Annotated in this window: 13 protein-coding genes and 1 pseudogene; 3 read left to right on the top strand and 11 right to left on the bottom strand. The window is 70.2% G+C overall.

Annotated elements, in window-relative coordinates; genetic code table 11:
- Positions 1–37 precede the first annotated feature (37 nt).
- The 5 genes from ABZT14_RS06115 to ABZT14_RS06095 form a co-directional block, all read right to left on the bottom strand.
- A complete protein-coding gene (locus tag ABZT14_RS06115; protein ID WP_356297773.1) occupies positions 38–2,239 on the bottom strand; it encodes a SpoIIE family protein phosphatase in 2,202 nt (733 codons plus the stop codon).
- Positions 2,240–2,336: 97 nt separating this feature from the next.
- Positions 2,337–3,011, bottom strand: coding sequence for a class I SAM-dependent methyltransferase (locus ABZT14_RS06110; protein WP_356298537.1), 675 nt, complete (start codon positions 3,009–3,011; stop codon positions 2,337–2,339).
- 220 nt (positions 3,012–3,231) lie between these two features.
- Entirely contained in the window at positions 3,232–3,939 is a 708-nt protein-coding gene (locus tag ABZT14_RS06105; protein WP_356297769.1) for a DUF402 domain-containing protein, read from the bottom strand.
- A 189-nt stretch (positions 3,940–4,128) separates the two neighbouring features.
- Positions 4,129–5,547, bottom strand: a complete 1,419-nt coding sequence (locus ABZT14_RS06100; protein WP_356297767.1) for a class II fumarate hydratase — start codon at positions 5,545–5,547, stop codon at positions 4,129–4,131.
- 124 nt (positions 5,548–5,671) lie between these two features.
- Positions 5,672–7,369, bottom strand: coding sequence for a fumarate hydratase (locus ABZT14_RS06095; protein WP_356297764.1), 1,698 nt, complete (start codon positions 7,367–7,369; stop codon positions 5,672–5,674).
- A 182-nt stretch (positions 7,370–7,551) separates the two neighbouring features.
- Here ABZT14_RS06095 and ABZT14_RS06090 point away from each other — a divergent pair, with 182 nt between their 5' ends.
- The gene (locus ABZT14_RS06090) at positions 7,552–8,244 is read left to right on the top strand and encodes a DUF1707 domain-containing protein (protein ID WP_356297761.1); all 693 of its coding nucleotides are present in this window, start codon (positions 7,552–7,554) and stop codon (positions 8,242–8,244) included.
- A gap of 270 nt (positions 8,245–8,514) precedes the next feature.
- Positions 8,515–8,874 carry a WhiB family transcriptional regulator gene (locus tag ABZT14_RS06085; protein ID WP_356297758.1) on the top strand — a complete coding sequence of 120 codons (360 nt, stop codon included), beginning with the start codon at positions 8,515–8,517 and terminating at the stop codon, positions 8,872–8,874.
- A gap of 135 nt (positions 8,875–9,009) precedes the next feature.
- On the opposite strand, the gene ABZT14_RS06080 is transcribed toward ABZT14_RS06085, so the two are convergent.
- From ABZT14_RS06080 to ABZT14_RS06055, 6 genes and pseudogenes are all read right to left on the bottom strand, one after another.
- A complete protein-coding gene (locus ABZT14_RS06080) occupies positions 9,010–9,546 on the bottom strand; it encodes an alkyl hydroperoxide reductase (protein WP_356297755.1) in 537 nt (178 codons plus the stop codon).
- Between the two features lie 5 nt (positions 9,547–9,551).
- Entirely contained in the window at positions 9,552–10,106 is a 555-nt protein-coding gene (locus tag ABZT14_RS06075) for a peroxiredoxin (protein ID WP_356297752.1), read from the bottom strand.
- Positions 10,107–10,404: 298 nt separating this feature from the next.
- A complete protein-coding gene (locus tag ABZT14_RS06070) occupies positions 10,405–10,611 on the bottom strand; it encodes a DUF397 domain-containing protein (RefSeq protein WP_356297749.1) in 207 nt (68 codons plus the stop codon).
- Between the two features lie 39 nt (positions 10,612–10,650).
- Positions 10,651–10,836, bottom strand: a complete 186-nt coding sequence (locus tag ABZT14_RS06065) for a DUF397 domain-containing protein (RefSeq protein WP_356297746.1) — start codon at positions 10,834–10,836, stop codon at positions 10,651–10,653.
- A 236-nt stretch (positions 10,837–11,072) separates the two neighbouring features.
- On the bottom strand, positions 11,073–11,261 hold the full coding sequence (locus tag ABZT14_RS06060; RefSeq protein ID WP_356297743.1) for a DUF397 domain-containing protein: 189 nt from the start codon (positions 11,259–11,261) through the stop codon (positions 11,073–11,075).
- Positions 11,251–12,089: pseudogene (locus tag ABZT14_RS06055) on the bottom strand (helix-turn-helix transcriptional regulator). The gene ABZT14_RS06060 and the pseudogene ABZT14_RS06055 overlap by 11 nt, the downstream one beginning before the upstream one ends.
- A 599-nt stretch (positions 12,090–12,688) precedes the next feature.
- Here ABZT14_RS06055 and ABZT14_RS06050 point away from each other — a divergent pair.
- Positions 12,689–13,294: a hypothetical protein gene (locus ABZT14_RS06050; protein WP_356297740.1), complete on the top strand. Its 606-nt coding sequence runs from the start codon at positions 12,689–12,691 to the stop codon at positions 13,292–13,294.
- Positions 13,295–13,637: the final 343 nt, after the last annotated feature.

Below are 13,637 nucleotides of genomic sequence, written 5' to 3'. Positions count from 1 at the left end.
CGCGCTTACCGACCCCTCACGATCGAAACGGCACCCCCTAGTCCGGGTTTCCCCCGCCGTCCGGCAGGGACAGTTCGAACCAGACGACCTTGCCGGTGGACAGCCGGGTGGCGCCCCAGCGCCGGGCCAGGCGGTTCACCAGGTACAGCCCACGTCCGCCCTCGTCGGTGGCCCGCGCCTGCCGCAGCCGGGGCAGCTGCGGCACGTCGTCGCCGACCTCGCAGCGCAGGATGTCGGTCCGCAACAGCCGCAGGGTGATGGGGCGTTCGGCGTACCGCACCGCGTTGGTCACCACCTCGCTGACCAGCAGCTCCACCGAGTCGGTCAGCTCCTCCAGGCCCCAGCGGGCCAGGGCGCGGCGAGTGAGCCGGCGGGCCTGCCCGGCGGTCTGCGCCCGGGGGTCCAGGAACCAGTACGCCACGTCACTGGGCGCGATGCCCGCGAACCGGGCGGCCAGCAGGGCGATGTCGTCGTCCCGGTCCCCCGGCCCGAGGATGTCCAGCACCTCGTCGCACAGCGGCTCCAGCGGGGCCGCCCGGTCCGGGCTGGTCAGCCGGGCGGTGTCGGCGAGCTTCTCCCGCAGGTGCTCGATGCCGGTCCACACGTCCCGCTGCCGGGACTCCACCAGCCCGTCGGTGTACAGCAGCAGGGTGGCGCCGGCCGGGGCGTCGACCTCCACCGCCTCGAAGTCCACCCCGCCCACCCCGATCGGGGCGCCGGCCGGAATGCGCAGCACCTCGGCCCGGCCGTTGCGGTGCAGCATCACCGGCGGCGGATGGCCGGCGTTGGCGATGATGATGCGGTGCGCCACCGGGTCGTAGACCGCGTACAGGCAGGTGGCCATCCGGTCCTGGCCGAGCCGCTGGGCCTGCTCGTCCAGGTGGTGCAGCACCTCCTGCGGCGGCAGGTCGAGGCCGGCCAGGGTCTGCGCGGTGGTGCGCAGCTGGCCCATGATCGCGGCCGAGGTCATGGAGTGCCCCATCACGTCGCCCACCACCAGGGCGACCCGGCTGCCGGGCAGCGGGATGGCGTCGTACCAGTCACCGCCGACCCGGGCGGTCTCGGCGGCGGGGAGGTAGCGGCTGGCCAGCTGGACGCCGGTGGGCTGGGGCAGGGCGTCCGGCAGCATGGTGCGCTGCAACTCGTCGGCGATGTACGCCTCCCGGCCGTACAGCACCGCCTTGTCCACGCCCAGCGCGGCGTGGGTGGCCAGCTGGGCGGCCACCAGCAGGTCGTCCGGCTCGAAGGCGGTCCGCTCCGGCTTGCGCAGGAACACGGCCGCGCCGATGACCCTGCGGCGTCCCCGGAGCGGGGCCAGGATGGCGCGGTGGGCGCCCGGCAGTTCGGGGGTGGGGCCCAGCAGTTCGGTGAGCGCCTCCTGGGCGCCGTCGGCGTTGGCGAACACCGGCCGCACGCCCCGCAGCACCTCGGCCAGCGGGCCGCCGGGGCGGACCCGCACGTGTTCGGTGGCGGTCTCGGTGGCACTGTCGGCGGCGGAGATCAGCGGCAGCCGGCTGCCCGGTTCGGACACCCCGCCCTCGGTCACCAGGCCGATGTCCTCGCTGGTCAGGGCGCGGCTACCGGCACGGGCGGCGGCCGACTCCCGGGGGCCGTCGGGGATGCGGTCGGAGCGGCGCAGCCGCAGGACCATGGGGTTGGAGGGCCGCTCGTCGCCGACCGGCAACGGGTCCCGCAGGTAGACCAGGATGGCGTCGCAGTACGCCGGGACGCTGGCCCGGCAGAGTCCGAGCACCGTCTCGTCCAGGTCGACGCCCCGGGCGATACGACGGGTCGCGGCGCCCACGAAGCGCAGCCGGTCCCCACCGCGCCGTTCCCGTTCGGCACTCTCGTCGGCGGGGCCGCCGGAGCCGCCCGAGCCTCCGCCGCCGGAGCCGGTGGGGCCGCCGGAGTTGCCGGAGTTGCCTTCACCGCCGCCGCCCCGGGCCGGCGGGGCGGTCTGCTTCTCGTCCTCGGAGGCGTTTTGGGAGTTGCTCCGGGCGCCGGCCTTCCCCTTGCCCCGGGAGGTGGTGGTACGTCGCCGGCTGGCGGAGCGGGCCTCGTGCTGCCGCGCCTGGTCGTGGGTGCCGCCCTGCTCGGGGCCGCCGTCCCGGGGGTCGGGCAGGCCGGAATGGGCGGAGGCCCCGGAGAGCTGCCCGGAGTCCTCCAGCCCGGTGGGGGCGCTGGCCGGTTGCGGGCCGGTCGCGCTTTTCCCCCGCTGGGCAGCCTCGGCAGCGCCCACGGGGGGGCGGTTCCTGGGAGGTCGGGTGCTCCGTCACGCGTTCGGTTTCCATCCGTCCGGGGTCACACGCCGGGGCGCGGGCCCTGAGCTTGGCGCGTCAGCGGCGTCGTCGGCAGTGCAGGAAAAGCTGGATCTCGGGCGGTATGTCCGAGCTGAGGGGGGCGTAGGTGTAGGAGTCCTCCCCCAGGATCTCGAACCCCGCTTCCTCGATGACCTGGTGCAGATCCTCTCGCAGATAGCCGGATACCCGGATGGTGTTGCCCAGGAACGGGATGGCGAGGTCGTTCACGTCCGCCTCGACCATACTGAGGGCCAGCAGCCCGTTCTCGACGAGCTGGCGCCGCAGCAGCTCCAGGATGTCGGGGATCTCGTCCCGGTTGAGCATCAGCAGGGAGAAGAACGCGGCCATCCCGTCGAAGGGGCCCTCCCGCAGGTCCTCCAGGTCGACGATGTCCACCTGGTGGAACTGGGCCTCGGGCACGTTGGCCCGGGCGAGGCGGATCATCTCCGAGGACAGGTCCACCCCGACGACCCGGTGTCCGGCGTCCACCAGTTGTCGGGCGGTGGGCTGTCCGGTGCCACATCCGAGGTCGAGCACCAGGGAGCCGGTCGGCAGACTGTCGGCGAGCCACTGCCCGGACGCGATCTGGCCCTCCTTGTGCGGGAAGGCCTCGTCGTAGCGGTCCCCTATCGAGTCGAACGCCTCCGCCTGGCCCGTACGGTCGAACCCGGTGGTGCTGAGTGCGTCGTCGATCCCGTCGACGTCCCCCACCCCGGTCTCGTCTAGGCCGCTCACGGCTGGGCTCCTTCCTGGCGGTCCGCCAAGTCCCTTACGAACCAGCGAAGTTACGCGGCACGGATGTGTGCTGGCCGATCCTACGTTTTCCTACCCTGGGCACAGCAAGAGGTGTGGATCAGCCGGTTGTGCGCGGAGCGCACACGTGGCCAGACTGCCTCACACCCGCCCGCCGCGCACACCCGTCGGGGACGGGTCACCCGTGGGAGGGGCCGGACAGGCCGCTGACCAGGGAAGTGGGGGCGCGGTCCCAGTCCTCGGGCAGGCGCGGAACCGGCCAGTCCGGGTCGGGCCGGAAGTCCTCCCAGCCCTCGGTGAAGGGGGTACCCCACTCCTCGATCAGGGCCTGGACCCGTCCGGCGTTCGCCAGGATCCGTTCGGCGGTGGCCGGGTCGACCAGACCGACCTCGCGGGCCTGCTCGAACTCGTCCTCGTCCCGCCAGCGCCAGCTGCGGTCGGGGAAGACCTCCGCGTCCAGGAAGTGGTCCTCCGAGTCCACGCCTCCCGACCAGCGGGCCAGGGGCTCCTCCAGGTTCACGTACCAGTTCTTGAACCGCCAGCCCTCGGCCCAGAACAGCCACACCGACCACGGCTGGCCGGGGCGGGCGACCTTGAGCAGGCCGGTGCCGGCCCACTGGCTGTGGTCGTCGGCCCGGGGCCGGGTGTACCGGGTGGCGAGGGGTTCGCGGTGGATCGGGGTGCCGTCGGCCATCCGGGGGCGCACCACGGGGGTGCCGGGGGCGAGCCAGACGGCGAGCACCTCGGGGGTGTCACGGACCACGGTCACCGGCCGGCAGATGTGGATCCGCTCACCGCCGTTGGCCCGGTACCGCCACAGGATCGGGGTGCCCCGGCTCCAGCGGGTCACCCCGGTGGGTCGAGGGTTCGACAACTCGGCTGTCATAGGCGGGATCGTACGGGGTGGCCTCGGCCCTACGGCCGCCCGTGGGGCCGGGCGCCGGCTGACGGGGGCCGCCGCGCCCGGCCGGCGTGGGCCGGAGCACCGGGGGCACGGCGGGCCGGCCGGAGCCCCGAAGGGCCCCGGCTCCGACCCCGCCCCGGCAGCGCTCCAACGGCGCTACGGGCCGTTCGGTCAGTCGGACGGGCCGCCCGAGGGCCGGGTCATGGCCAGGACGTCCAGGGCCTCGTCCAGTTGCTCCCGGGTCAGCTCGCCCCGTTCCAGGTAGCCGCCGTCGAGGACCACCTCGCGGATGGTGCGGCGCTCGGCGAGGGCCCTCTTGGCGATGCGGGCCGCCTCCTCGTACCCCAGGTACCGGTTGAGGGGGGTCACCACCGAGGGGCTGGACTCGGCGTACTCCCGTGCCCGCTCGGGGTTGGCGGTGATCCCGTCCACCGTGCGGTCGGCCAGCAGCCGGGAGGCCTGGGTGAGCAGCCGTACCGACTCCAGCAGGTTGCTGGCGATCACCGGCAGCATCACGTTCAGTTCGAAGTTGCCGGAGGCCCCGGCGGTGGCCACCGTGGCGTCGTTGCCGACCACCTGGGCGGCGACCATCAGCACCGCCTCCGGGATCACCGGGTTGACCTTGCCCGGCATGATCGAGGAGCCGGGCTGGAGGTCGGGGAGGTTGATCTCGGCCAGTCCGGTACGGGGGCCGGAGGCCATCCACCGCAGGTCGTTGCAGATCTTGGTGAGGCTCACCGCGAGGGTGCGCAGCTGTCCGCTGGTCTCCACCAGTCCGTCCCGGGCGCCCTGGGCCTCGAAGTGGTCGCGGGCCTCGGTCAGCGGCAGCCCGGTGGTGTCGGCGACCTCGGCGATCACGGCGGCCGAGAAGCCGGCCGGGGTGTTGATGCCGGTGCCCACCGCCGTACCGCCCAGGGGCAGTTCGGCCAGCCGGGGCAGCGAGGAGCGCAGCCGCTCCACCCCGTACCGCACCTGGGCCGCGTAGCCGCCGAACTCCTGGCCGAGGGTGACCGGGGTGGCGTCCATCAGGTGGGTGCGGCCGGACTTCACCACCTCGGCGAACTCCTCCGCCTTGCGTTCCAGGGAGCCGGCCAGGTGTTCCAGGGCGGGGATCAGGTCCCTGGTCACGGCGGCGGTGGCGGCGATGTGGATGGACGAGGGGAACACGTCGTTGGACGACTGGCTGGCGTTGACGTGGTCGTTGGGGTGGACCGGCCGGCCCAGCCGTTCGCTGGCGAGGGTGGCCAGCACCTCGTTGGTGTTCATGTTGGAGGAGGTGCCCGAGCCGGTCTGGAAGACGTCCACCGGGAAGTGGTCGTCCCAGTGGCCGTCCACCACCTCCTGGGCGGCCTCCCGGATCGCCTGGGCCACGTCCTCGTCCAGTACGCCCAGGCGGGCGTTGACCCGGGCCGCGGCGGCCTTGATCCGGGCCAGCGCCTCGATGTGGGCGCGTTCCAGCCGCTGCCCGCTGAGGGGGAAGTTCTCCACCGCCCGCTGGGTCTGGGCCCGCCACTTGGCGTGGGCGGGCACCCGTACCTCGCCCATCGAGTCGTGTTCGACGCGGTACGCGTCACGGTCCTGCTCGGTCATCCGACACCTCCGTCTCGCTGGGTGCAGCGTGCCAGAGGGGGCGGGTGTTCCCGGGTGTCCCCGACTGTCGCCAGGTCGCCCGGGGGTCGCCGCGACGCGTACGGCGTCCGGTGCGTGCCGCCGGTCAGGCGCCGCGCACCGGGATGGAGGTGACCAGGGGCTGGGTGGGGCCGGGGTCGGTGAAGAAGTCGTTGCCCTTGTCGTCCACCACGATGAACGCGGGGAAGTCCTCCACCTCGATCCGCCAGACGGCCTCCATCCCCAGTTCCTCGTACTCCAGGACCTCCACCTTCTTGATGCAGTCCTGGGCCAGCCGGGCGGCCGGGCCTCCGATGGAGCCGAGGTAGAAGCCGCCGTGCCGGTGGCAGGCCTCGGTGACCTGGGCGCTGCGATTGCCCTTGGCCAGCATCACCTTGGAGCCGCCGGCGGCCTGGAACTGCTCCACGTAGGCGTCCATCCGCCCGGCGGTGGTGGGGCCGAAGGAGCCGGAGGCGTAGCCCTCGGGGGTCTTGGCGGGGCCGGCGTAGTAGACCGGGTGGTCCTTGAGGTACTGGGGCATCTCCTCGCCGGCGTCCAGGCGCTCCTTGATCTTGGCGTGGGCGATGTCCCGGGCGACCACCAGGGTTCCGGTCAGCGACAGCCGGGTCTTGACCGGGTGCCGGGTCAGTTCGGCGAGGATCTCGTCCATGGGCCGGCCCAGGTCGATCCGTACCGCGTCCAGGTCGGCGCCGGCGCCCTCGGTCAGCTGCTCGTCGGTGGTGTCGGGCAGGAAGCGCGCCGGGTCCCGCTCCAACCGCTCCAGGAACACGCCCTCGGCGGTGATCTTCGCCTTGGCCTGCCGGTCGGCCGAGCAGGAGACGGCGACCGCCACCGGGCAGGAGGCCCCGTGCCGGGGCAGCCGGACGACCCGTACGTCGTGGCAGAAGTACTTGCCGCCGAACTGGGCGCCGATACCGATCTTCTGGGTCAGCTCGAAGACCTTCCGCTCCAGCTCCTGGTCGCGGAAGCCGTGGCCGCTGGGCGAGCCGGTGGTGGGCAGCTCGTCCAGGTAGTGCGCGGAGGCGTACTTGGCGGTCTTGAGGGCGTACTCGGCGCTGGTGCCGCCGACCACGATGGCCAGGTGGTACGGGGGGCAGGCGGCGGTGCCCAGGGAACGGATCTTCTCCTCCAGGAACCGCATCATGCTGGCCTCGTTGAGGACCGCCTTGGTCTCCTGGTAGAGGAACGACTTGTTGGCGCTGCCGCCGCCCTTGGCCATGAACAGGAACTTGTAGGCGTCGCCGTCGGTGGCGTACAGCTCGATCTGCGCCGGCAGGTTGGTGCCGGTGTTCCGTTCCTCCCACATGGTCAGCGGGGCCATCTGGGAGTAGCGGAGGTTGAGACGGGTGTAGGCGTCGTACACCCCACGGGACAGCGCCTCCTCGTCCCCGCCCCGGGTCAGCACCCGCTGGCCGCGCTTGCCCATCACGATGGCGGTACCGGTGTCCTGGCACATGGGCAGCACCCCGGCCGCCGCGATGTTGGCGTTCTTCAGCAGGTCCAGGGCCACGAAGCGGTCGTTGGGGCTGGCCTCGGGGTCGTCCAGGATGCGGCGGAGCTGGGCCAGGTGCTCGGGGCGCAGGTAGTGCGAGATGTCGTGCAGGGCCTCGGCCGCGAGCGCGCGCAGGGCCTCCGGCTCGACCCTCAGGAAGGTCTCGCCGTCCACCTCGAAGGTGCTCACCCCCTCGCTGGTCACCAGCCGGTACGGGGTGGGGTCCTCGCCCTGGGGCAGCAGATCGGTGTACGCGAACTCCGGGCCCTGGGGGCGGGAACCAGCAGACATGGGCGCGTTCTCTTCCTTCGCTTCGGGCACTACGGCGGGCGCTCGACCTCGCGGCCCGGTTCGGTACGCACGGGCAGAGGTCGGCGAGGCCCCAGCGTAGAACGCGCCGATCCGGGGGCACAGGTGAGGTGAGGCTCACCCGACGGTAGTCGCGATCTATCGCGTCACGCTAGGCTGACCCCGTGACGGATGACACACCGCGAGACGAACGGCACCCCATCCCCCCTCGGACCACCGCCCGGGTCGAGGAGCAGCACCCGACCGGCACCCCGGGCCCCCAGGGCGGGTTGCGGGCCTCCGACCTGGAACGCGATCGCTGCGCCGACATCCTGGGCGAGGCCCTCTCCCAGGGGCGCCTCACCCACGAGGAGCACGCCGAGCGGGTCTCCCGCGCGTACGACGCCCGCACCCTGGGCGAACTGGACGCCCTGGTGAGCGACCTACCGGAGGGCCAACGCCCGCGCCACGAACCGCCGTTGACGCTGCCCCCACCCGGGCCGGCGCACATCACCGCCACGTTCAGCAGCGCCAGCCGCCGGGGCCGCTGGCGGGTGGGCCAGCGCCTGGACGTGACCGCCTACTGCGGCAGTGTGGAACTCGACCTCACCGAGGCGTTCTTCGAGTACCCGCTGGTGGTGGTCAACGCCCGCACGGTGTGCGGCAGCATCGAGATCCGCGTACCGGAGAACATCACGGTGCGGGACGAGGGTTCGGGCATCTTCGGCAGCTTCGAGGCCGAGCACCCGAGCGCCCTCGAACCACCCGACGAGTCGGCCCCGACGGTGCTGGTCCGGGGGACGGCGATCTGCGGCGCGGTGGAGGTCAAGCCCAAGCGCGGCAAGCGCCTGGAGAACCTGCGCCGACTCCTCCGCTGACCGGAACCTGGACTCCGACTTCCGAACGCACCCCGGTGAGCTGCGCCGACGCGGCCCAACTCGCCCGGAACAGCGGTTGGTTGGGCTGTCAAGCCGTGGCTAGAGGGACAACGGTGTGCATATCAACGCGCACAGCGGGTAGGGCTAGCGGGACCGCCGCTGGTGTGTGGAGAGCCGCTAACGCCCGCATCCGGCAACCCGGTTGAAACACCCCGAACGACCCACGCCACGCCACGGACCGCGCGCCCGCAAGTCGTCAGGAGTTAGACCGTGCTGCAACCGCCGCATCAGTCTCTGGATGCCGCTCTCACCACCCCGGCTCCCCGGATGTCCACCGGCGAACAGGCCGGCCCCTGGCATACCGAGGCGGCGTGCCGCCGCGACGAGGCCGGCCTCTTCTTCGCCCCCTCCCAGGAACCCACCGCCGCCCGACTCTCCCGGGAGCAGGCGGCCAAGAGCGTCTGCGCCCGCTGTCCCGTCCTGATGGAGTGCCGGGAGCACGCCCTGCTCCAGCCCGAGCCCTACGGCGTGTGGGGTGGCCTGACCGCCGCCGAACGGCGCGTGGTGCTGGCCCGCCGACGTCGCCGGGAGATATCCAGCCCCGACGAGCGGGTCCCCCGTATCGCCTGAGGCCCACCGCGTACGGCGCCCCCACGCCGCCCACGCCGAAGGGGCGCCCCACCACGGTCCGTTGTGGTGGGGCGCCCCTTCGCGGGAACGCGACACCGCGACCCGAACCCGTCGGGACCACGGCGTACGACGAGGTCAGCCCTCGGCGAGCGCCTTCTCGGCGTCCAGCACGGTGGCCACCGCCTGGATCACCGAGGCGATCTTGGCGGCCTCCTGGATGGTCTCCCGGTCCAGGCCCGCCTTGCGCAGCACCTGCTCGTGCGAGTCCAGGCACTGGCCGCAGCCGTTGATGGCCGACACCGCGAAGGACCACAGTTCGAAGTCGACCTTGTCGACCCCGGGGTTGCCGATGACGTTCATCCGCAGCCCGGCGCGCAGGGTGCCGTACTCGGGGTCCGACAGCAGGTGCCGGGTGCGGTAGAAGACGTTGTTCATCGCCATCACGGCGGCGGCGGACTTGGCCGCCTGGTACGCCTCGGCGGACAACTCCTCCTTGGCCTGCGGCTCCAGCGCCCGCAGCACCGTCGCCGAACGGGCGGCGATGGCGCAGGACAGCACGGTGCCCCACAGCTGCTGGGTCGGCAGGTCCGAGTTCCCCACCACCGAACCGAGGTTGAGCTTCAGGTCCTTGGCGTAGTCGGGCAGGGCGGACTTCAGGTCATCGAGCGCCATCGGTCCTACTCACCAGCCAGGAGCTTGCCGGCGTCCAGGGTGTCCTCGCCCTTGGACCAGTTGCAGGGGCACAGCTCGTCGGTCTGGAGGGCGTCCAGCACCCGCAGGACCTCCTTGGGGTTACGACCCACGGAGCCGGCGGTGACCATGCTGAACTGGATCTCGTTGTTCTGGTCCACGATGAACACGGCACGCTGGGCGTAGCCGTCCTCGCCCTCGACACCGCACTCGCGCATCAGCTCGTGCTTGGGGTCGGCCAGCATCGGGAAGGGCAGGTCCCGCAGGTCCTCGTGGTCACGGCGCCAGGCGTGGTGCACGAACTCGGAGTCGCCGGAGACACCCAGGATCTGGGCGTCGCGGTCCGCGAACTCGTCGTTGAGCTTGCCGAAGGCGGCGATCTCGGTCGGGCACACGAAGGTGAAGTCCTTGGGCCAGAAGAAGACCACACGCCACTTGCCCTCGAAGGTCTTGTGGTCGATCTGCTGGAACTCCTCGCCCTTCTCCAGCGAGACACAGGCGGTGAGGTCGTACGACGGGAACTTGTCACCAACAGTGAGCACTTGCTCTCCCTTGGGCATGGCGGAAAACCCCAGTTCAAGGGGCTTCCTGGTTGCGGGTTGGACGGTGATCAGCTTGGCACAGGCGCCATTGATCAGTGAAATAGGCTCACTCGCCGTGGTTGATCGGCCAGCCCTATCAACCGCCACCCGAGGCCGGGCTGACGCGCGACGACGCGCAGGGGCGGCGCCTCAAGTCCCCGCCCTCGCAGGGGGAGATGGGCACAGGAGGGCGCGCGGGATGGGCGCCTCAACACGAAGCACCCCACCAACTGGAAGTCGGTGGGGTGCCCTTGATGCCTCAAACGGTGACGTCTCCGCTGCGAACCGCTCCAACGAAGGCTGCCCACGCCTCGGGGCGCAGGGCCAGGACCCTGGACGGCTGCTTACTGTCACGGACTCCGGCCACCCCGGGAACGGCCGCGACCTCTACGCAGTCGCCGCCTCCCGACCCGTTGCCGCTGTAGCTGCTCTTCCGCCACGCGGTACTTGCGATGGGGGGCAACATGGAAACCTCACTCTGCTAGTACGCCTCAATTGTGATGGTTCACCGCTTGAGGTGCTTGGTGAAATTCGCCCAACTATCGTGACCGAAAACGAGATTCGGCCCAGCGGGAGTCTTGGAGTCACGAACGGGAACAACGGCCAGACCGTCGGCCACCTCGACGCAGGCGCCCCCGTCGGGATTGCTGTATGAGGACTTACGCCAGACGTCATTACTCAAGTTGAGCACTACCCCTCCAGAACCTGATGGATAGAGACCAGCGAGCCTGGCGGAGACATCACCAGGTCGCGTACCCGATCGTACGACTGACGCAGCCTGGAGAAGCGCGGTATTCCGAAAGAAGGTCACCGGAGTAACCGCCCCAGCCCATCCGACCGACTGGTTCCCGTAGCTGCCCCGAAGCACAGTGGAGCCCCCGAGACCTTTCGGTGCCGGAGGCTCCACTGTTCGCCTACCCGGAAAGGTCAACCCTTAAGAGAGCCGACGAACACCCGCCATGCGTCAGTTGAGGCGGCCAGACCCGGGAGCGACGTGTCCTTGCTGTCACGGACGGGGACTATGCCTGCGGCGGCAAGGTTGGCCGCGACCTCGACGCAGGCACCGCCGTTTTCGCTGTAGGAGGACGTGTACCACTGCGGAATCTCAGATGTCACGGTAACCCTTTCCAATCTGCTCGATCATGGCGACAGAGTCGGCTTGCGACAACGCTTCGGCCTGTAGCTGACGGTATGACGTGAGGCGTGGTAGCACCGACGCGGCCTCACGCTCCATGTGGCCCTGGTGAGCGGACTCCGCGTAGGAGATGAGCGTCCGGTTCTGCATGGTGAGGACATACAAGGGCAGACTGAGAGGCAACCTGGAGCCCAACGTGAAGGGCGCCACCTGGAGCACTGCGGTGGGGAGTTGGGCAAACCGAACCAACTCGTGAAGCTGGTCGCGCATAACGCCGGCATCCCCAACTGACCTCAAGACGCACCCCTCACCCAGCACCACGAACACCAGAGGCGGCCGTCGCCCCTCCCACAGCGCCGCCTTCCGGCGCGCGACGAGATCCACCCGTTCTTGCGCTTGCTCTGTGGTGATCTCCCCTCGCCTTACCCCACCCTCCTGCAAGGCGGCTGCGTACTCCGGCGTTTGAAGCAGCCCCGGGACCACCCCGACCTCGTACAGGCGGATCTCGGCCGCTCTGGCCTCCAGCTCTACGTACTCGGGAAAGCCCTCGATCAGAGCCGTGTGCCGTGCGGCTTGGCTCTGCCGCTCAAGGCGGTCGCCGGTGCCGAACACTGTGTCAGCGCTTACCGCAAAGCGTCGAGTTGGGATCTGCGACCGGTTTCCACGGCCGAGATATGAGTGTGAGAGCAGCCCATCAGCTCGGCCAACTCCTCCTGTGTCCACCCTCGCTCGTCCCTCAACGCACGTAAATGCGCCCCAAAAGCCGCGTTGAGGGACTTTTCTGGGTCCAGGTCCTTCCGGTTCACCAAGGGCCTCCCTATTTCTCAAGCAGATCCCGCAAGTTGAGGACACACCGACTCTAGGTCACGCTGAAGCCTCTTGGTAGCGAAACCGCTACGGAGAGGAGTGGTCATGCCCGCTGTCCACCACGAGTCATCGCCTCGTGAGCGCCTGACGGACGAACGCACCGGCCGTACCGGTGAGTTGATGGAACGTGGCGAAGAGACCGTCTGGCTGCGGCCCGTGGGAGGAGGCAGGGAAGGGGAAACACCTCTGGCGAACGCGCAAGGGGAATCGACCTGAACCTTCTGGACTGGATCAGGCGACGCTCCAGGACCTTCGCCCTGGCGACGGTCGCTGAAATAGGTGTCCTCAGCTTCTCGGCGGCGACTACTGCCCGCCTCTGATCTCAGCACCGGGTGGGAATTCCCGCCGGAGAACGGAGAGGCCTGTGTGTGAGGGTGCGGAGCGCATTTCGCTGTGTGTCCTGTGCGGTAAGCCGTGCGAGGAGCCGGTGCCTGTTGACTCTGTGCAGACCGGTGACGGCCCCGGAGAAGGTCACGAGGAATGTGCACGACTGGTGAGGCGCGAGCCCTGACCTCTTACTGAACCGACGTGAGGAAATACCATGAGCGAACTGGCCGTTGGGGATCTGCTTCGGTCTTTCGTGCAAGCCCAGACCACCCTTGACGTGGTGAAGTCCCACACGGAGGGAACCGACCGGCCTGCGGACCCCACACTCCTGTGGGAACGGCTCACGGAGGGCACCGCCCGCGTCGGACGTGCCCTCCAGGAGACGGTGACTCGCCCCGTGGCATTCCGGGACCACGAACTCACCGCCGTGGCACGAGCCAACATCTACGCCCGATGGGCCGTGGCAGAGGCCAGGTGGGCCAAGATGTGCGGCGCGGGTGACTTCGACGTGATCATGGAGGGACTGCATTCCACCTCGTGGGAGGATTCCCTGGCTCTACGGGGTAGGGACCTTTCCGCTTCGGACGCCATTGCGCCCGTCCCCGTACCCTGGCCGCTGGAGGAGATCACCGAAAGGGGAAAGGGCGACTCCCGGGAATTCTGGGAACTCCTGTGGCGGTTCGTCGGATACCGCATGATCTTGCAGAGCACGGCGGACAAGTTGTTCCGCTTCCCCACCTCGTCGGCCGCTTTTTCCGCACTGGGTGTCGTCGCTCACGAGATGAACTCCGCTCTCCGCGAGCTGCGTACCCGGTACTGAGAAATTCGGTCCCACTCCCGTGGAGGACCGAAAGGGCGGGGGCCCTGAACAGGGACGCCCCCTCCCCCACTACTCCTCCCTGTCCCCTCCCTCTTCGTGGGCCTCCTCCTGGCGAAGAGGACGGGTGAGCCAGGGAGGACAACGCCCCGTCAGCCACGGCCGGTTGACGGGGCGTCCACATGTTCGGGACACGCGCCGTCCCGGTGAGGGATCCCCGGACGGCCCGACCCTCCCCGTCGCGCCGTCGAGACCGCGAACTCGCCCCACCGGGGCCTCAGCGAAGTCACCCCCTGGAGACGAGGGTTCCGACGCGAGGGAGATCACATCTCCACACGCCAGCGCG

Source organism: Streptomyces sp. NPDC005438 (assembly GCF_040606315.1).
GTDB lineage: Bacteria > Actinomycetota > Actinomycetes > Streptomycetales > Streptomycetaceae > Streptomyces.
Note: the sequence above shows the minus strand (reverse complement) of the source record. Positions and strands in the feature narration are given on the sequence as shown.